14 protein-coding genes are annotated in these 17,618 nt (G+C 67.2%); 13 read left to right on the forward strand and 1 reads right to left on the reverse strand.

Features of this window, described 5'->3' with window-relative positions:
- The first annotated feature begins 335 nt into the window (after positions 1-335).
- The 3 genes from ltrA (at position 336) to ACIQE0_RS38255 (ending at position 4,241) form a co-directional block, all read left to right on the forward strand.
- The gene (gene ltrA, locus ACIQE0_RS38245; protein ID WP_402340865.1) at positions 336-2,141 is read left to right on the forward strand and encodes a group II intron reverse transcriptase/maturase; all 1,806 of its coding nucleotides are present in this window, start codon (positions 336-338) and stop codon (positions 2,139-2,141) included.
- Complete coding sequence (locus ACIQE0_RS38250) at positions 2,134-2,400, forward strand: hypothetical protein (RefSeq protein WP_402340868.1); 267 nt, start codon at positions 2,134-2,136, stop codon at positions 2,398-2,400. The genes ltrA and ACIQE0_RS38250 overlap by 8 nt, the downstream gene beginning before the upstream one ends.
- Before the next feature lie 845 nt (positions 2,401-3,245).
- Entirely contained in the window at positions 3,246-4,241 is a 996-nt protein-coding gene (locus tag ACIQE0_RS38255) for a hypothetical protein (RefSeq protein WP_402340871.1), read from the forward strand.
- Between the two features lie 75 nt (positions 4,242-4,316).
- On the opposite strand, the gene ACIQE0_RS38260 is transcribed toward ACIQE0_RS38255, so the two are convergent.
- A complete protein-coding gene (locus ACIQE0_RS38260; protein WP_402340873.1) occupies positions 4,317-5,147 on the reverse strand; it encodes a nucleotidyltransferase domain-containing protein in 831 nt (276 codons plus the stop codon).
- A 162-nt stretch (positions 5,148-5,309) separates the two neighbouring features.
- On the opposite strand from ACIQE0_RS38260, the gene ACIQE0_RS38265 reads away from it, so the two are divergent.
- The 10 genes from ACIQE0_RS38265 to ACIQE0_RS38310 all read left to right on the forward strand — a co-directional run bounded on the left by ACIQE0_RS38265 (position 5,310) and on the right by ACIQE0_RS38310 (position 17,323).
- Positions 5,310-8,720 carry an ATP-binding protein gene (locus ACIQE0_RS38265; RefSeq protein ID WP_402340875.1) on the forward strand — a complete coding sequence of 1,137 codons (3,411 nt, stop codon included), beginning with the start codon at positions 5,310-5,312 and terminating at the stop codon, positions 8,718-8,720.
- 1 nt (position 8,721) lies between these two features.
- Positions 8,722-9,918, forward strand: coding sequence for a Wadjet anti-phage system protein JetD domain-containing protein (locus ACIQE0_RS38270; RefSeq protein ID WP_402340878.1), 1,197 nt, complete (start codon positions 8,722-8,724; stop codon positions 9,916-9,918).
- A 452-nt stretch (positions 9,919-10,370) separates the two neighbouring features.
- Positions 10,371-10,730 carry a hypothetical protein gene (locus ACIQE0_RS38275; protein WP_402340881.1) on the forward strand — a complete coding sequence of 120 codons (360 nt, stop codon included), beginning with the start codon at positions 10,371-10,373 and terminating at the stop codon, positions 10,728-10,730.
- A 217-nt stretch (positions 10,731-10,947) separates the two neighbouring features.
- Entirely contained in the window at positions 10,948-11,955 is a 1,008-nt protein-coding gene (locus ACIQE0_RS38280) for a heme A synthase (RefSeq protein WP_402340884.1), read from the forward strand.
- A 666-nt stretch (positions 11,956-12,621) separates the two neighbouring features.
- Positions 12,622-12,741, forward strand: coding sequence for a lasso RiPP family leader peptide-containing protein (locus ACIQE0_RS38285; RefSeq protein WP_402340887.1), 120 nt, complete (start codon positions 12,622-12,624; stop codon positions 12,739-12,741).
- Positions 12,742-12,745: 4 nt separating this feature from the next.
- Positions 12,746-14,656 (forward strand): asparagine synthase-related protein, encoded by a 1,911-nt coding sequence (locus ACIQE0_RS38290; protein ID WP_402340890.1) that lies wholly within the window; start codon positions 12,746-12,748, stop codon positions 14,654-14,656.
- A 17-nt stretch (positions 14,657-14,673) separates the two neighbouring features.
- On the forward strand, positions 14,674-14,907 hold the full coding sequence (locus tag ACIQE0_RS38295) for a PqqD family peptide modification chaperone (RefSeq protein WP_402340893.1): 234 nt from the start codon (positions 14,674-14,676) through the stop codon (positions 14,905-14,907).
- A gap of 8 nt (positions 14,908-14,915) precedes the next feature.
- Complete coding sequence (locus ACIQE0_RS38300) at positions 14,916-15,356, forward strand: lasso peptide biosynthesis B2 protein (RefSeq protein ID WP_402340896.1); 441 nt, start codon at positions 14,916-14,918, stop codon at positions 15,354-15,356.
- A 3-nt stretch (positions 15,357-15,359) separates the two neighbouring features.
- On the forward strand, positions 15,360-16,253 hold the full coding sequence (locus tag ACIQE0_RS38305; protein ID WP_402340899.1) for a phytanoyl-CoA dioxygenase family protein: 894 nt from the start codon (positions 15,360-15,362) through the stop codon (positions 16,251-16,253).
- A complete protein-coding gene (locus ACIQE0_RS38310) occupies positions 16,250-17,323 on the forward strand; it encodes a tryptophan dimethylallyltransferase family protein (protein ID WP_402340902.1) in 1,074 nt (357 codons plus the stop codon). The genes ACIQE0_RS38305 and ACIQE0_RS38310 overlap by 4 nt, the downstream gene beginning before the upstream one ends.
- The last annotated feature ends 295 nt before the right edge of the window (positions 17,324-17,618 follow it).

Genomic DNA, 17,618 nt, shown 5'->3' on the forward strand with positions numbered 1-17,618 from the left:
CGCCGACCAGGCAACGACCAAACGAACGAACCTGCAACCCCGTCAACCCGTACTGACCAGCTGATCAGCACCTCCCGCACGCCGGGGGAACCTCAAGCCAACCGCAAGGAAGGCCCAACTCTCCAGCGGGCGCAGGAAGACCCAGCAAGCGAATGCCGGTGGCCGAAAGGCAGCAGGAAACCGGGAACCGTGTGCCGACACCTCCGTCGGTGGTCCCGCATAACTGGCCGGATAGGGGCCGATGCCCTGACCTGAAAGGGTGCTGACGTGGGTCTGGTGAGCCTGTGAAGAAACGATGACCAAAGACACCGGAACCGAAGGGCAAGTTGGACGCCATGACGACACACGCGGCCAAGGCGGCGCAAGCCGTTGCGACCGTCGCCGGCACGGCGAACGGACCGGAGGACGAGATCACCGACTGGCCGTCGATCGACTGGCGGACCGTCGAGGATGACGTACGGCGTCTGCGGCAGCGCATCTTCACGGCATCGCAGGCAGGAGACCTGGCCAAGGTCAGGAATCTGCAGAAGTTGATGCTCCGCTCCCGCGCCAACACACTCGCGAGTGTGCGGCGGGTCACGGAGGTCAACGCTGGCCGCAAGACGGCAGGCATCGACAGGAAAGTCGTCCTGCTGCCCCAGGGAAAGGCCGAGTTGGCCGACTGGGTCCAGCATGACGCGGCCCCGTGGAAGCCCAAGCCCGTCAAGCGGGTGTATATCGCCAAGGCGAATGGAAAACGGCGCCCACTTGGAATTCCTGTGATCGCCGACAGATGCCTTCAAGCTCTGACGCTGAATGCAATGGAGCCCGAGTGGGAGGCACGACTGGAACCGAAAGTCTACGGCTTTCGCCCCGGTCGTGGCTGTCATGACGCGATCGTTGCCATCCACACGACGGCGAGCGGTATGAACGCCAAACGTCTGTGGGTGCTCGACGCCGACTTGAAAGCGGCTTTCGACCGAATCGATCACGATCACCTGCTCGCGTCATTGGGCACCTTTCCCGGGAGGGGAATGATCGCCAGATGGCTGAAGACGGGTGTGGTCGAGAAAGGTTTACTCACCCCCACCGGGGAGGGAACTCCCCAGGGCGGGGTAATTAGCCCCGCGTTGTTGAACATAGCCTTGCACGGCATGGGAAAGGCCGCTGGAGTCCGCTACCAAACTCTCGGCAGTGATGCCGCGATCCTGGCGCGCGATTCCCCGGTTCTGATTGTCTACGCCGATGACCTTCTCGCCCTGTGCCATTCACGGGAACAGGCCGAGCAGGTCAAGGCGCGACTGGCGGCGTGGCTCGCGCCCCGGGGACTGGCCTTCAACGAGGACAAGACGCGCATTGTCCACCTCGATGAGGGCTGCGACTTCCTGGGGTTCAACATCCGACGCTACCGCGGCAAGTTGCTGACCAAGCCGAGCAACGCGGCCTTGCGGCGGATCCGGGAACGGCTCGCCACCGAGATGTTGGCCCTGCGAGGAGCCAACGCCGACGCGGTGATCGCCAAGCTCAACCCGATCATCAAGGGCTGGGCCGCCTACTACCGGATCGGGGTGTCCAAGCGGGCGTTCAACTCGCTGGACGCCTATGTGTGGAGACTGGTCTACAAGTGGGCCAAATTCTCCCACCCGAACAAGTCGAAACGCTGGGTGACCGCCCGGTACTTCGGCATGTTTAACCCGTTCAGGCAGGACACGTGGGTGTTCGGGGACCGCGTCAGCGGTTTCTATCTCTACAAGTTCGCCTGGACGCCGATCGTCCGGCACCGGATGGTGCCGGGGAGGGCGTCAACCGACGATCCCGCCCTGGCCGACTTCTGGGCCAAGCGGCGCCGCCGCGGCAAACTCCCGCTGGGCAAAGGCACCTTGCTTCTGTTGCAGAAGCAGGACGGCCGTTGCTCACTCTGCGGAGGGCTGCTGCTGCACGCCGACCACGAGCCACAAACCCCCGACCAGTGGGAACAGTGGCTCAAGGTCACCCGCATCGCGATCCGCAAACACGCGGTCACGGCCGACGCGGGCAACGGCAAGCCGGACAAACCCGCCGCCCCACGCCTTACCCACACCCACTGCCACCGTCGGCTGACGACCGACACCGGCCAGCGGCCACCACTTCTGTCCGCCGGCGAGCCCACGGGGCTTGCTTGAGCCGGTTGCTCGGAAACGGGCATGGCCGGTTCTGAGGGGGGACCGCTGCAGCAATGCAGCGGTCCTACCCGACGAGGCCGAGTTCGCGGCCCTGCGCTACTTCGCGCTCAACGGCACCGACCATCGCAGCCACGACGAACAGAACGCCGCCATCGCCGCCTACATCCGCTGGCACAACGCCCACGCCGAACCGAAGACCAACTTCGCCCCCAACTCACCCATCCGCACCTGGACGCATTACCCAGCCAAGGCTGCGTGACGAGCCACTAGCTGATTCCTCTCCAGCCAACCTGCCTGATCTGGTTCGGTTCCGGCCCGCGCCGGGCACGCTCTGAGGTCCCGACCGGGTCACCACCGAGGATGCACCCGTTGGAGAGGGCCTCGGCCTGAGCAAGCACGCATGGCTCCACGACAACCTGGTGGAGATCGGCCATGCGCGTCACCTTGCTGACCGGCTGCTCAGACGCCTCCGGTGCGGCTACCCAAAGCGGTAAGCGCGTGAAAGGTCGGAAAGGGCCTCCGCTGCAGGTCAGAGGCCCTTTCCGGGGTGAAGTCCCAGATAAGGGCGGACGAGTCGACCTATACGTTTAGTCTCCCCGCCTGCGGCGACCTGGGCGAATGAGTCGGTTACCCCATCCGACCTGCGGTGATTGCGTTTCGTGGCGTTCCAGGGAGTGCGGAGCTTTTGCGGTCCGCACTCCCCGGCCGCTCCCTGAACTCCCCAGATTCTCCCCGGGAAACGCGCTGAAACGGCCCCCGCATCGCTCCCCTGACCAGGCCGGCAATGGCGACCGGCGCCGAACCGTCGAGCAGCCGACGACGAGACGAAGAGCCCGGTTGATGTCGCGACCGCAAACAATCGCACGGGGCTCCGGGAGTCACCGAGAACCGCCCTGTCGCTGAGAGGAGTTGGGTCCGCCAGTACAGCAGCCCCATGTGTTGATCACGAGGTACGGTGGACGGCATCAAGGTTGCTTCGTGCCAAAAACGAAGCGGCCCCCGGCGGTGTTGGTAGCACCAATCCGAGGGCCTACACCGCCAAGGAGTTAGGAGCTCCCTGGGATGCTTAGGCATGCTATCGCGCCTGCGCGTTTCTTCTCTCAGGTGCCGAACGAGATCATTCGCCACCCCCGCCTGTCGTCGGACGCAGTGCGCCTGCTGACCTGGCAACTTTCGCTGCCAGCCGGTGCGGACGAGCCACTGTCGGCTACGGCGAAGCGGGCCGGGATCAAGAAGACGGCGTTCATCCGCGCCAAGCGAGAACTGTCCACCGAGGGCTACCTGCACGAGTGGCGGCGGCAGAGCCCGGCTGGCCGCTGGTCGACCGTGCAGCTCGTCTCCAACGTGCCGCTCGATGCGGCCGAAGCCGCCGGAGTCCGCGACGGGCGACCGACTGACGGGATTCCGGCCGCCGGTAAGCCGATCGGCCGGGCCGTCGGCCGTTCCCTGGAGAACACCGTCGAGAACACCCCCAACCCTCCCTCCCCGGAGGAGGAGTTCGACGGCCAGGACCCCGTCCTCGGCCGCGCGGCGAAGGTCGGTGGGCGGGAGGACGGACAATCGCAGGACACCGAGGAGCCTCCGGCACCGGAGACCGCCACCGCGGCGACAGTGCCGCAGGAGTTGGTGGAACGCGCCGCGCAGGCGCTCGCGGCGGTGTCGCACGCCGAGCGGCGGTTACGGCTCGGCGGGCGCGAGGTGGGGCGACTCGCGCCGTTGGCGGGCGAATGGCTGCAACGTGGGTCCACGGTCCGTGACATCCGGGAGGCATTGACGTCCGGACTGCCTGAGACAGTCCACTGCCCGGCCGCGCTGGTGCGTGATCGGCTGGTGCGGAAGATGCCGGACGCGCCGTCGTTCGCCGAACAGCGGGCGATCGGAACACCCCCGACGCCCCGCGTGGCCGCGATGCGAGAATGCGCCGGCGAGCATCTCCAGCCGTTGCTGTTCCGGCCGGTGAACGGCGAGCGGCTGTGTGCGGCGTGCCGTAGCGAGCAGGCCGAGACGGCCGCTTCCGGAGACGGGCCCACACCCGTGCGAGCAGGGCAGGCATTGTTCGCCGCAGTCCGCGCCGCGGTGCGGGCAGGAACGCCGACATGAAGAGGGCGACGGGCTCTGCTTTAGAGATGATCTCAATTGGCGTTGTGCGGCGGTCGTGGCCCCAGCCGGATGTGGTCAGCGAGGGTCGCTCAGGCGGCTGCTGATTTGTTCGTGGAGTTCGTGTGGCAGGTGAATGGCCCAGCGGTCGGCGGCCTCGGAGGCCAGGTCGCGGCTCCAGCGCCAGCTGTTGCGTGCCGCCGTGCGCACGTCCTGGTCGCGGGCGGCAGCTGTGGTGGCGACGTAGCGGTGACGGTCAGTGTCGGGCAGGTCCTGTTCGAGCGCGCGGCTGGGGGTGAGCCAGTGGGCTGTGCTGTTGCGCAACAGGCGGCAGAGCTGGAGTTGCTGGGGCGCGATGACGGTGTGCAGCAGGGCGTGGGTGCGGGCGATTTCGCCGCGGGCCAGGACATGGGCGAGCATGAGGGTCCAGTTGGTCAGCTCGTTGGTGAGCTGCTGGGCGGTGGTCACCGGCTCGGGCGGCTGGAAGGCAGCCAGCTGCCGGGCGGCCCGGGTGAGCCGGCCGGTGCGGTCGAGCAGGACGGCGGCGTCGGGGCGGGGTAGGTGCACCATGCCTTGCCAGGTGGGGACTTCGTCGATGCCGGGACCGGCGGGGGTGAGGTGGAACTCGCCGCGCATCAGGTCGTCGAAGACGACGGCGAGGATGCCGTACATGTTGGTGTAGGAGAGCTGGAGCGGTGCGAGCTGTGCCAGGAAGGCGGGGCCGTCGAAGTCGGCGAGGCGGTCGTCCTGGACGTAGAAATACGCCTCGATGTCGGAATGGGCGTCGGCCTCGTCCACGGTCCACGAGCCGTAGAGCAGTACGCCCTCCAGCAGAGTGTCGGCGTGGGCGAGCTGTCGCAGGCGTGCGATGCGGTCGTCCAGGGCGGAACGGGCAGAGTGAACGGACATGGTGTGGTCGTGTCTCCCGAGGAGAGCGTGCGGGCACGCTGACGGGGCCCGGCACCTGCCGGGCGGATGTCTGTGGACCGTCGCGGCCCGCTCAGGAGAAGTTGCCCATGATCGAGATCATAGGGGACGGCTGAGCCGCCGAGTCGGCGGCAGCAGATCAGGGTGGCCGCGATACCGGCGAAGGCCAGGAAACGCTCCACCGACGTTGCCGCGGCCGGATTCCGGCTGGAGCGTCTGGAGGTCTACAACTGGGGCACGTTCGACAAGCACGTGTGGTCCTTCGGCCTCGGCGGCGCCAACGCGCTGTTGACCGGGGACATCGGCTCCGGCAAGTCCACCCTGGTGGATGCGATCACCACCCTGTTCATGCCCGCCCACAAGATTGCCTACAACAAGGCTGCCGGCGCGGAGAGCCGCGAGCGCAGCCTGCGCTCCTACGTCCTGGGCCACTACAAGTCCGAACGCAACGAGACCACCGGGACGACCAAGCCGGTGGCGCTGCGCAAGCCGGGCAGCTACTCCGTCATCCTGGGCGTGTTCCATAACCCGGCGCTGGCGGCGACCGTCACGCTGGGGCAGATGTTCTGGCTGGCCGATCCGAACGCCACCAGCCCCGAGCGGCTGTTCCTCGTCGCCGACCGGGCGCTGTCCGTCGCCGGAGACTTCGCAGACTTCGGCACCGAGGTGCGGGCCCTGAAGAAGCGCCTCGAAGCTGGCGATGTCCGCGTCCACAAGACGTTCCCGCCCTACAGCAAGGACTTCCGGCGCCGTATGGGCATCGAGTCCGAGCAGGCGCTGGAACTCTTCCACCAGACGGTGTCGATGAAGTCGGTGGGCAGCCTGGACGAATTCGTGCGCAGTCACATGCTCGAACCGTTCGATGCGGCGGCCATGACCGACAACATCGTGAGTCACTTCGACGCGCTGACCACCACCTACAACTCGGTTCAGCGGGCCCGCGCCCAGATCGAGGCTCTCACCCCGCTGCTTGAGGACTGCGACGCCTACGAGGGCCTGGCCGCACGCATCGACGAGGCCGACGCCCAGCAGGCCGCCCTACGGTATTTCATCGCCGAGCGCACGTCGGTTCTGCACGAAGCCCGGCGCGCCGAGCTGGAAAGGATGCTCGCCCGCCTGGACAGCGAGAAGAAGACCGCGAAGGAGGAGCTGGATCGGCTGCGGGGCCAGGAGCGCCGGTGGGAACTGCAGCGTGAGGGCCTGGGTGGCGGGCGCCTGGGTGAACTGGAGCGCCAGATCGAGGAGACGGAGCAGCGGCGCGCCGCTCAGGAGAAGCGGGCCCGCCAGCACGCCGCCCTGCTGGAGCAGGCCGAGCTGGCTCCGGTCACCGATCAGGCCCAGTTCACCGACCGGCTTGAGGAGATCGCCCGGGCCCAGCATGACGTCGTCGCGACGACACAGGAGACGCGCACGGCGCTGGAGACGCTCGCGGTCGAGGCCGCACGGCTGAAGCAGCGGGCCGAGGACCTCAACGAAGATCTGATCAGTCTGCGCTCGCGCCGCAGCAACATCCCCCGAAAGCAGTTGGAGGTACGCACCCGCCTGAGCCGCGAACTCGGCATCGAGGAGAGTGTCCTGCCGTTCGCCGGCGAACTCATTCAGGTCCGCGACGAGGAACAGGAGTGGGCCGGAGCCGCCGAGCGGCTGCTGCGCGGCTTCGCCGTGTCCCTCCTGGTCCCCGGCGACCAGTACGCCCGTGTCTCCGACTGGATCAACGACCACCACCTGGGGACGAAGCTGGTCTACTTTCGCGTCCCGGACAAGCTCCCGCCGCGGCGCCTGCCCACAGGAGCGTCCACGGCGCTGTTCACCAAGCTCGAAGTGCGAGACGACTCGCCGTTCGCCCCGTGGCTCGCCGGCGAGCTCGAACGCCGAGCCTCCCACGCCTGCGTGTCCACCATGGAGGACTTCCGGCACGCCGAACTGGCCATTACCGCACAGGGATTGATCAAGGGGGTGAGGGGCCGCCACGAGAAGAACGACACCACCCGTGTCGATGACCGCAGCACTTATGTGCTTGGCTGGACGAACCAGGCGAAGATCGATGCCCTCCTGGATCAGGCGGGGCGGGTCCATGGCGACCAGCGCGAGATGGAGAAGAAGAGGCGCGGGCTGGGAGCCGCCTACGAGGACGCCATCAGCCGTGACAAGGTCCTCGACCGGCTGGCGGCGATGCAGGACTACACCGAGATCGACTGGCCGTCTGCGGTACGGCGCATCACCGAGCTGACCGGCGAGAAGCAGCGTCTGCAGGCCGACTCCAAGGATCTGGATGAACTCACCAGGCGCCTTACGGAGATCGCCGGCGAAATCACCGAACAGGAAGCCGCCCACGAGAAGGCCAGCCAGAGCTGGGGCCGGGTCTGTGGCGAACGGGACGCCGCTGAACGCGCTCGCGACGAGGCCCGCGCCGTACTCGACGAACCGGCCGCCGGCGATGCACAGGCCCACTTCCCAGCCCTCGAGCAGCGCCTGACCACAGCCCGGTTGGCGTGCTGGACCGCGCAGGAGTGCGCGCAGACCGAAACCCGGCTGCGCGAGGAGATGACGGCGCACAAGCACCGCTGGGCCAAGGAGCAGACTCGCCTCGCCCAGACGATCGCCGCCCAGATGAGCGCCTTCCGCAATACCTATCAGGTTGAGACCAGCGAGCTCGACGCCTCCGTCGCCTCCGCCCCCGGATACCGCGCTGTGCACCAGCAGCTCGTTGCCGACGACCTGCCGCGCTTCCAGGACCAGTTCCGCACCTACCTGAAGACCAACGTGATCCGCGAAATCGCCGGATTTCACGCGCAGTTGAACATCTGGGCCGACGAGATCGGCGACCGCATCAACACCATCAACGAGTCGCTGGCTGACATCGACTACAACCCGGGCCGTTACATCGTGCTCAAGCTCGAGCAGACCCCCAACACCGAGATCCGCGAGTTCACTGCGGAACTGCGCGCCTGCACCGACGACGTCCTGTCCGGCGACGACTCTGACCTGTACTCCGAGGAGAAGTTCCACCAGGTCCAGCGCCTGATCGAACGCTTCAAGGGCCGCGAAGGCTCCACGGAAAGCGACCGCGGCTGGACCAAGCGTGTCACCGACGTGCGGTACTGGTTCGTCTTCAGCGCCAGTGAACGACGCCGCGAGGACGACTCCGAGTACGAGGTGTACTCCGACTCCGGCGGCAAGTCCGGCGGCCAGAAGGAGAAGCTCGCGTACACCATCCTGGCCGCCTCCCTCGCCTACCAGTTCAAGCTGGACACGACCAGCAGCAGGAGCCGTACCTTCCGCTTCGTTGTCATCGACGAAGCCTTCGGCCGAGGCTCGGAGGAATCGGCCCGCTTCGCCCTGGACCTCTTCAAGCGCCTGGGCCTGCAACTCCTCATCGTCACCCCGCTGCAAAAGATCCACGTCATCGAGCCCTATGTGTCCGCCGTCGGCTTCGTCGACAACCCGACCGGACACCACTCCCGCCTGCGCACCCTGACCATCGCCCAATACCGCCAAGAACGCCTCGCCCGCACCCTGGCCGCCCTACAGCCCGCAACCGGACGGGACAGCTGACATGGCCGTCACTCACACCCAGAACTGGCCCACACCCCGCGACGTCGTCGCCCGCCTGCGCAAACGCTGGGACCGCGGCCACTACCTCACCCAGCTCGCCGACGGCGCCGCATGGGAACCACTCGACGTACCCCTGCGGGGCCCGAAGGCCGGCGACATCACCCAGTACTACGACCAAGTCCTCGCCTGGGCCACGTCGTGGGCTCCCGGAGCCAACCGGCGCATGCGCATTGAGTACCGGCAGCTCGGCGGACGCCTGTCCGGCGTGAACAAGGTCCCCGCCCGGGTCTGGATCGAACGCCGCGAAGACCTGTGGACCCTCCTGGGCGTCACCAGCACGGTCAACCGCTACGCATCCCTCCTGGCCGCTGCCCGCGAGACGCTGCCCCCGCTGGCCGCATGGATGGCTGTGCACCCGATGAAGGTCGTCCAACGAGAAGCCGACTGGCCACGGCTCCAAGCCACCATCGGGTGGATCATCGACTACCGCGGCCCGGCCGTCTACCTGCGCCAGCTCGACGTACCCGGGGTGGACACCAAGTTCATCGAACACCACCGCGCCATCCTCACCACCCTGCTCGAGCACTGCCTCCCCGACGACCGCATCGATACCGAATCTGCCCGTACCGAATTCGCCGCTCGCTTTCGCTTCCTGCGCAAACCCGCCTACCTGCGTTTCCGCCTGCTCGGCGGCGCGTCACTGGCGGGCTTCAACGAACTCACGGTCCGTGTTGACGAATTCACCGCCAGGCCACCCGGCGTCACGACCGTGCATGTCGTCGAGAACGAAACCACCTATCTGGCCTTCCCTAGCCAGCCCCACAGCATCGTCATCCACGGTGGCGGCTATGCCGTCACCCAACTCTCCGCCCTGACCTGGCTGCAGGATGTCCGCCTGATCTACTGGGGTGACCTAGACACTCACGGCCTCACCATCCTCGACCGGCTACGCCGAGCCTTCCCCCACGCCCGGTCCATCCTGATGGACAGGAACGTGCTGCTGGCGCACCGCAGCCAATGGGTGAAGGAAGAAACCCCCACCCACGAGCACCTCACCACGCTCACACCAGAAGAAGCCGATCTCCACGAAAGCCTCGTGGAAGGCGAGTTCGGCCATAACGTGCGACTGGAACACGAACGCGTGCGCTACCACCTGCTCGAGAAGGCCCTCAAAGACCTACGCCAAGAGCCGAAGTGACCAACCCCCGTACCTGACCAGTAGCCGGAGCCCAGTAACTGGGGCGTTGCCACCGTTCTGTCGCGCCCACTGACGCTGACCGGACTATCTTGTGGTGGAGGCGTTCGCGGTCGCGGCGAGCGCCGTCTCCAGATCAGGCCACTTCCTGCGGCGCAGACACGGCGCCGGCGCCGCGCGGTTCGATCTGCCGACGCCTCAAGGTCTACGCGGCAACCAGCCTTGCCGCTAGACGAGTTGAGGCGTCCCCCCTTTTCGGGACAGGCATTCGAAGTGAATGATGGGCTGGTCGCGTGCCAGTTCGGTACGCCGCTCGTTAGGCAGCGCACCAGAAGCGCCTGGCACGCAAGGCGTTCGAGGCTCACGGCAGGAGAGACAGCGATGGGCGATCGAAGCGCGATCGAGTGGACCGAAGCCACCTGGAACCCCACGACAGGCTGCGATCGCATCACACCATGCTAAGGCTGCGCCGTCCGCTCAACGCCACCAGCACCGGCCGCTTCGGCGCCCAGGCCATCGCCTCCGGCTCCACCCGACTGCGCCCTCCAATCGCCGAAGCCGCCCGCCAAAACCTGCGCCTGGCCTTCACTGTCCGCATGAACAAGACCGGTTACCTGCACTCCTCCAGCAGCCGCACCGACTCACCCGGCATTCGCCGCGACGTCATCCAGCGCACCGACCACACCGAAGAACGCTCCTACGGCTCCGCCGCCATCCACCAATGGCCGACCGAGACCGGCCGCATCGACCCCGCCGCGCACATCACTCACCTGGAGATCCGCACCTGGCGCCCTCGCCGACCTGACCACAGGTAAGGGACTCCTCCCGCCCATGGCCCGGAGGGAGGGAGGGTGGCCGTGCCGTTGCATCCGAGCGGGTATGCCGGCCAGACGGTCTCCGTCATCACCGTCCTCGTCGCGCTGCTTGCAATCACGGTGCTCACCACGACTGTTGGCGACGTTGTCGCGGGACCGATGGCCCGTCCTCAAGCGGGGCAGAGGGCGTGCGTAGTCTGGACAATCCGAAACTCACGTGAAGCAGAGGACAATTGTGCAGACACCTCTCTCCTGGCTGGCCGGCCGGTTTTCCCTTGGGCCGCGAAGTGTCCGCCTGGCGTCGTTCGTCTCGGTCGTGGCCGGCATCGGCATCGTGGCCACCGGCGGGGTCGTGCGGGTGACTGGTTCCGGGCTGGGGTGCACGGACTGGCCGATGTGTACCGCGGACACGCTGGCGCCCACTGCGGAGATGGGCATCCATGGTGTGATCGAGTTCGGCAACAGGCTGCTCACCGGCGTGCTGTGTGTCGTCGTCGGCTGGGTCATCATCGCTGCTCGCCTGCAGAGCGCACCGTCGCGTGCTGTGCTGCGCGGGGCCTGGGCGCAGTTCTGGGTGGTCGTCCTCAACGCGGTGGTCGGTGGCGTGACCGTGTGGATGAAGCTGAGTCCCTACGTCGTCGCCGCGCACTTCCTCGCTGCCATCCTGTTCTTGACCACAACGGTGGTCACCTGGGACCGAGTGCGCCGCGAGTCACTTGCCCTTGAGGGCCCGGGGGCCGGGCAGGGGGAGCGGCCCCGGTTGCCGGAGCGCTGCCGTGGCGCAGCGGGCTGGCTGCTTGGCGCGACGGCGCTCCTGCTCGTGGCGGGCACGCTCGCCACGGGGGCGGGGCCCCATGCCGGGGACTCCAGCGATGTGCACCGGATGCCTTTCAACTGGACGGTCGTGACGGTCATCCATGGTGCGCTCGCGGTGGCCGCGCTCGTCCTGGCGGGGTACCTGCTGCGGGCGTTGCCCAAGGACGGCCAGGGGCGTGCACGCCAGAAGGCGCTCTCTTTCGTCGCTGTGGTGCTGGCCCAGGGCGCGGTCGGGGTGGTGCAGTCGCTGAGCGGACTGCCCGCGCTGGCCGTCGGCTTGCACCTGTTGGGGTCGGCACTGGTGTGGACCGGCGCCGTCCAGGTCTTCCTCGCCACGCGTTTCGAAGCGCAGCCGTCCGCCGTCGGGCTTCCCACGATGCGGGAGACGGCCGTAGAACGTACTGCCTGACGGGCGGCAGCACTGGCCAACGCCGACGGTCCCCGGAGCTTTACCGCTCCGGGGACCGTCGGCATTATCTAGCGCTGCCGCCCCGCCCCGAGCAGGCCGCACCGCCGTACCCAGGAGGTCGGAAGAGCACCGGCAGCGCGTCGGGCCGGGGCGGCGGAGCCAGCCGCCTGCCTCCCTACCAAGCCCGGAGAGCGGGGGCCGTCTGAGTGCCGATGAGGAGGCCGTCGGTCCGCAGCACCGGGGCGCGGTTTGGGGCTGCGCCCGACGTCCCTCGCACAGGGTTGCGCTCCGCTGGCGGATTGGACCGACGACTGGGTACCGGGCTTTGCGGCGGCTGACGAGCAGCCGCACCGGGCAGTCCGTGGGGTGCGGCGCTGCCGTCATCGGGGTCTTCGGCACCGCCTCTCTCCAGCCCTCTGACACAGGAATGACTCGATTTCCCCATCTCCTACACGCACTACACACGTCTCACCAAGATCCCTCACTGATCTACATGTAGACAACAGGTAAGTATGGTGCAAATCGGACACCTTTGGGCGTGCGGAGCTCGACTTGTCAACCGCAGCGAAAGAGCCATTCTTGCCCGCATGCTCTGAATGATCTTGTTTGCCGCAATCCGTGTAACTAATGTGACGATCACTTCTTTCGGGGGAGGGGGTGACACAAATGACTGACGAGACCATTGAGTACGAGGCGCCCGCACTGGTGCCGGTCGGCGAGTTCAGTGAACTGACCACGTGGTACGGCTGGGCCAGCGACGACGGCGAGGGCGTGGCCATCATCTGAATCAATGCGTAGTTTCGGTCAGCCATGGGGGGACAAGATCTTGGGTGCGTCATGGTTCGTTGCTTTCCCGGGAAACGTCGGCAGTGCGTACCTGAGCAACACCGCCTTGACCGAAAATACGTCCACGGTCCGGCACCAATCAGGCAGTACGTGGTTACTAGCGAAAACGCTCCACGCCAGCCTGCTTGTGGCCGAGGCTGGTGCCAGGCGCCTCGCCCTCTTCGGCGAATTTCACGTCGACGCGGGGTGCCTGGCACGCCTTCTCGACCGGTATAACGATGCCGACGGCGTAATGACCGCCGCGCACGAATTCGCCGGCAGCTTCCATATCCTGTACACCGACGGACAAGCCACCCACATCCAGGGCAGCGCCTCCGGGCTGCGCCAGGTCTTCTACGTCAAGCGCGCGGACGGCCCGTACGCGGTGTCGGACTCCGTAGAGGTCCTTGCCCGCCTGACCGGCGCAGCCCCGCGGTTGGAGATGGCCGCCTGGGGGCTGATCCACCCGGGCCTCGACTACGGCCTGACGCAAGAGACCTGCTGGACCGGCGTGCGCCGGCTCCCCGCCGACCAGCGCCTGCAGGTCTGCGGCGACCGCGTGACCACCACTACCTGGTGGCGACCACCCGCCGCGGCGCTGTCCATCGCCGAGGGAGCGCCTGCGCTGCGCACCGCGCTGGAGGAAGCGGTCAGCGTCCGCGCCGCCACCGCCGAAGGGCTGTCCGCAGACCTCTCCGGCGGCATGGACTCCACCTCCCTGTGCTTCCTCCTGGCCGAGCAAGGTGCCCAGTTCCAGGCGTTCGTCGAGCAGACGATAGATCCCAACCACGACGACGCGCACTGGGCGGCCATCGCCGCCAAGGAGATCGGCCGGGACCTGACCGTCCTCGGGCCCGAGGACGTCCCCGGGCCGTACGACGGCATCTGGAACCCCGAGTGCGGGCTCGACCAGTCGGTCCCCTACGGCCTTGGCGAGCCCTACACGCTCATCCGCAACCGGACCCGCAAGGCCGCGATGTCCACAGTCTTCGCGGCCACCGGCGCGACGGTGCACCTCGGCGGGTTCGGCGGCGATGAGCTGTTCACCGTGGCCCCGTCCTACTTCAGCGACCTGTACGCCACCTCACCGCTCAAGGCCCTGCGCGGCATCCGCCCCCTGGCCCGGCTGCGCCGCTGGACGCTGCCCGCGGCGGCGCGCGCGCTGAGCAGCCAGCCCACCTATCGCCAGTGGCTGGACGAGGAACTGCGCACGCTGCACCACCCCCGCCCGGACGTGCTCAGGCCGACCGTCAACTGGGGCCCGCAGCTGCACATGCCGCCGTGGGCCACCACCGGCACCGCCGATGCCGTCCGCGCCCTCATCTACGCCCAGGCCGACATCGCCCCCCAGGCACCGGACAGGGCTACCCACACCGCTCTGGCCGGCCAGCGCATCGGCGGCCACCGGCTGGCACCCTTGCGGGCCCTGATGGAGCACCAGGGCATCCAGCTGTCGCTGCCGTACATGGACGACCGGGTCCTGCAGGCTTCGCTGTCCATCTCGCGCGCCGAGTCTCTCCCCGGCACCAGCTACAAACCCATCCTGCGCACAGCGATGCAAAAGAACGGCCCGAAAACCGCACTCGCCCGCTCCACCAAAGGCGAATTCAGCATGTCGGTGCACCACGGCCTGGCCAGAAACCGCAAGGCGCTGCTGGCTATGTTCGAAGATTCACTCCTGGCCGAACAGGGGCTGGTGGACCTGGCATGCCTGCGCTCCCGCATCAAGGACAACATGAGACCGCAGCACGAAACGGCAGCCTTGGAACTCACCATCGGTGCGGAGGCCTGGATGCAGGTCGTTGCCGGCGCGACGGCACCGAAAAACGAAACGGAAGGACTGCTAATGAACCGACGATTGGCATCGCCGTGCTGAGGCCCTCACTGCACACCGTGCTCACCCAAGATGGCGATGCGGCCGTACTGCTGAACAAAAAGACGGGGAAGTACTTCCGGCTGAATCCGCTGGGCGTCAAGGTCTTCGAGATGCTCTCCTCGGGCCGTTCCATTCCCTCCATCGTGAGCGAACTCCAGGAAAAATTCCCGCAAGCGAGCGACCGGATCCCCGACGACATCCAGAAACTCGTCGACGACATGCGGACAGCAAAGGTCGTGACCGGTCCATGACCCTGCCCATGACACTCGAGCCCAGAGCGCGGCTTCCCCTGCACAAAAGCATCCTGCCCCGCCTCGCCGTGACCGTCGGCCGCGCCGTCACCCAGCTGACCCCCTACCGGATGGAGCGCCTGCTGCGCCGCCTCAGCCGGGGCGCCGCCCCCGCCTCCCACCAGGAGGCGCTGCGGGCCCGCAGCGATGTCGTCGCGGTCAGCAGCCGCTGTGCGGGACAGTACTGCCTCGAGCGCGCGGTCGCCGCCGCGCTGCTGGCCCGCATGCGCGGGCGATGGCCGGACTGGGTCTCCGGGGTCAACCTGATGCCTTTCGCCGCTCACGCATGGATCGAAGTCGACGGCGTGCCGGTGGGGGAGGCACTGAAGCTGGACGGTTTCCAGAAGAACATCATCGTCTCCTACCGCCCGTCCAGGCAGGGAAACAGACATATGCCGAGCGGGGGCTGATCCGTGGACGCCAAGAGCATCGCAGAGCAGATAGCCGAGACCGGGTACGCCCTGGTGCCCGACTTCTTAACCGGCCAGGCCCTCCAGGACGCCGCCGCCGCCATGGAGAGCTACTTCCCCGACCCGGAGGCGGCCAGCAGCACCGCTGAGGAGATCACCGCCCTCAAGCACGCGGTTCCCTTCCCCTTCACCAGCAACGCCCTGAACCGCATCTCGCTGGACAACCGCGCCATCGATGTCGCCGAACACCTCATGGGAACCTCCGACCTGCGCCTGACTAGTTCCTTCATCCAGGCCAAGTACGGCACCGCCTACGGCGAGACCCGGGACCAGACCCTGCACAACGACGCCTGGGCGGCCAGCAGCCTCCTGCATCCCAGGACCGACGGCATCTACCAGCGCCTCTACGGCATCGTGTACCTGACCGACGTCACCGAAGACACCGGCCCCACCTACGTGGTCGGACGCGCCGACTATCTTGGTGTCCCCCTGATCACCGAGGCGAAGAAGGCCTCCTACGACAAGAGCGCCTATCCCGAACTGTATGAGCGCGAGCGTCCTATCGAGGCCAAGAAGGGCTCCGTCCTGCTGTTCGTCGGCGACATCGTGCACCGCGGCTCCGCCTACCGGGCACGCGAGGGGCGCCGACTCGCCCTTTTCTTCAACATCCATGCTGCTGCGGCGCGCTGGACAGACAAACACCTGTGGTCTCTGCGCCCCGCCTCACCCAACTGGGATACCTTCCGCGAGTTCATGGTGGATCTCACCCCCCGTCAGCGTCACCTGCTCGGCTTCCCGCCCGCCGGCGACCCCTACTGGAGCGCCGAAAGCCTCAAGCACCTCACAGAGCTCTACCCCGGCATCGACACCACCCCGTACGCGAGCGTACAGCTGTGACCTCCATCGCATTCGACTCCGACAGCTACGCCGACCGTGCCGTCCGCGGCATGAGGTACCTGGGCGACGTACTGGAACTGGGGCCCGGCTTCGCCGCCTCAACCGCAGATGCCGTCGCCCTGTTGTTCGGCAGCTGGGGGCACCGCACCTCCCGCGGCATCGAGGAATCGGAAAAAGCCCGGCGCGGCGCCCCGTTCGAGTACTCCCTCGTGCTCGATGCCGACCGCGTCGACGTGCGCATCTTCTTCCGTCCCCTCGCCCCGAACGGCGCCACGACGGCCCGGGCCAGCTGGCAGCAGGGGTGGCGGACCCTGGAAACACTGGAAGACCGCGGCGTCGCCGAACTGGTCCACGCCCGCACGCTGCGCGACCTCTTCCAGCCCCGCAGCGACCGGGCAGCGTTCGGGCTCTGCACAGCGGTGTCGGTCCGACCGGACGGAATCGGGGCAAGCAAGGTCTACTTCGACACCATGGCCGCGGGCATCGAACGAAACCGTGACCTGGTCGGCGAGGCGCTGGACCGGTTGGGCCACGGCCCCGCCTGGCGGTGGCTGCAAGAGCACGACCCGCACGGCTTGGCCCACCTGATACCCGCGTTTTTCTCCCTGGACCTGCACACCTCACCACGCGCCAGGGTCAAGTTCTACACCACGGTGGACGAGCGCTCCACGTCCGCTCTTGCCGCACGGGTGGGCGAACTCTCCGATACAGCCCGCAGCACGGCCGCGGCCTTCGTCGACAGCATGTCAGCCGACAGCTCGCAGGCACTGGCCGGCCCGGGCGTGCGTCCCACCCTGTGCTGGAGCATGACCTCCCGCAGCGATGCTCAGCCCGATGACGCCACGCTCTATCTGCCCTTCAACCGCTACGCCCCGGACCGAGAGGATGCCCTCAGCCGCCTGCGGAAGCTCCTCGCACCGGCGCTCTACCCCAAAATGGAAAACCTCGTCCGTGCCACAGAGGTGGAAAACCCCTTCCACTGGGCTGCCACCAAGCTCAACCGCACAGGCAGCGCCCTGACGCTATACGTAGCGGCGGACATTGTGGAGGCTGCGAGCACCGCCTCATAGATCCGGGGCCGGCGGTTCAGCTGTATCCCGCGACAGCTGTAGGGCTGGGCCGCCCCGCAACCTCCTGCAGGACCCGCGCCCTCCGCCGCCCGCCGGGCTATCGCAACTCCCGGCCGTGAGCCGTGCTTGAGCGGCTGACAGGCAACTCCGGCAGCCTCAGGGGCCTGAGGCTGCCGGTGGCGTTGAGCGGACGGCGCAGCCTTAGCTTTACTTTTTACCGTTGCGACCGGCTTTGCCGGTTGCAACGGTGTTCTTTTTCTTGGGTGTTGGGTGTGTTTTGCCTGCTGGGTAGCGG

It is taken from the genome of Streptomyces sp. NPDC093097 (assembly GCF_044754325.1).
Taxonomy (GTDB): Bacteria; Actinomycetota; Actinomycetes; order Streptomycetales; family Streptomycetaceae; genus Streptomyces.

What these genes read in the sequence shown, in the direction of transcription:
- ACIQE0_RS38285 (WP_402340887.1), top strand. Translation starts at nt 12,622, where the DNA reads ATGACTGACGAGACCATTGAGTACGAGGCGCCCGCACTGGTGCCGGTC.
- ACIQE0_RS38290 (WP_402340890.1), top strand. Translation starts at nt 12,746, where the DNA reads ATGCGTAGTTTCGGTCAGCCATGGGGGGACAAGATCTTGGGTGCGTCA.
- ltrA (WP_402340865.1), top strand. Translation starts at nt 336, where the DNA reads ATGACGACACACGCGGCCAAGGCGGCGCAAGCCGTTGCGACCGTCGCC.
- ACIQE0_RS38270 (WP_402340878.1), top strand. Translation starts at nt 8,722, where the DNA reads ATGGCCGTCACTCACACCCAGAACTGGCCCACACCCCGCGACGTCGTC.
- ACIQE0_RS38300 (WP_402340896.1), top strand. Translation starts at nt 14,916, where the DNA reads ATGACACTCGAGCCCAGAGCGCGGCTTCCCCTGCACAAAAGCATCCTG.
- ACIQE0_RS38260 (WP_402340873.1), bottom strand. Translation starts at nt 5,147, where the DNA reads ATGTCCGTTCACTCTGCCCGTTCCGCCCTGGACGACCGCATCGCACGC.
- ACIQE0_RS38275 (WP_402340881.1), top strand. Translation starts at nt 10,371, where the DNA reads ATGCTAAGGCTGCGCCGTCCGCTCAACGCCACCAGCACCGGCCGCTTC.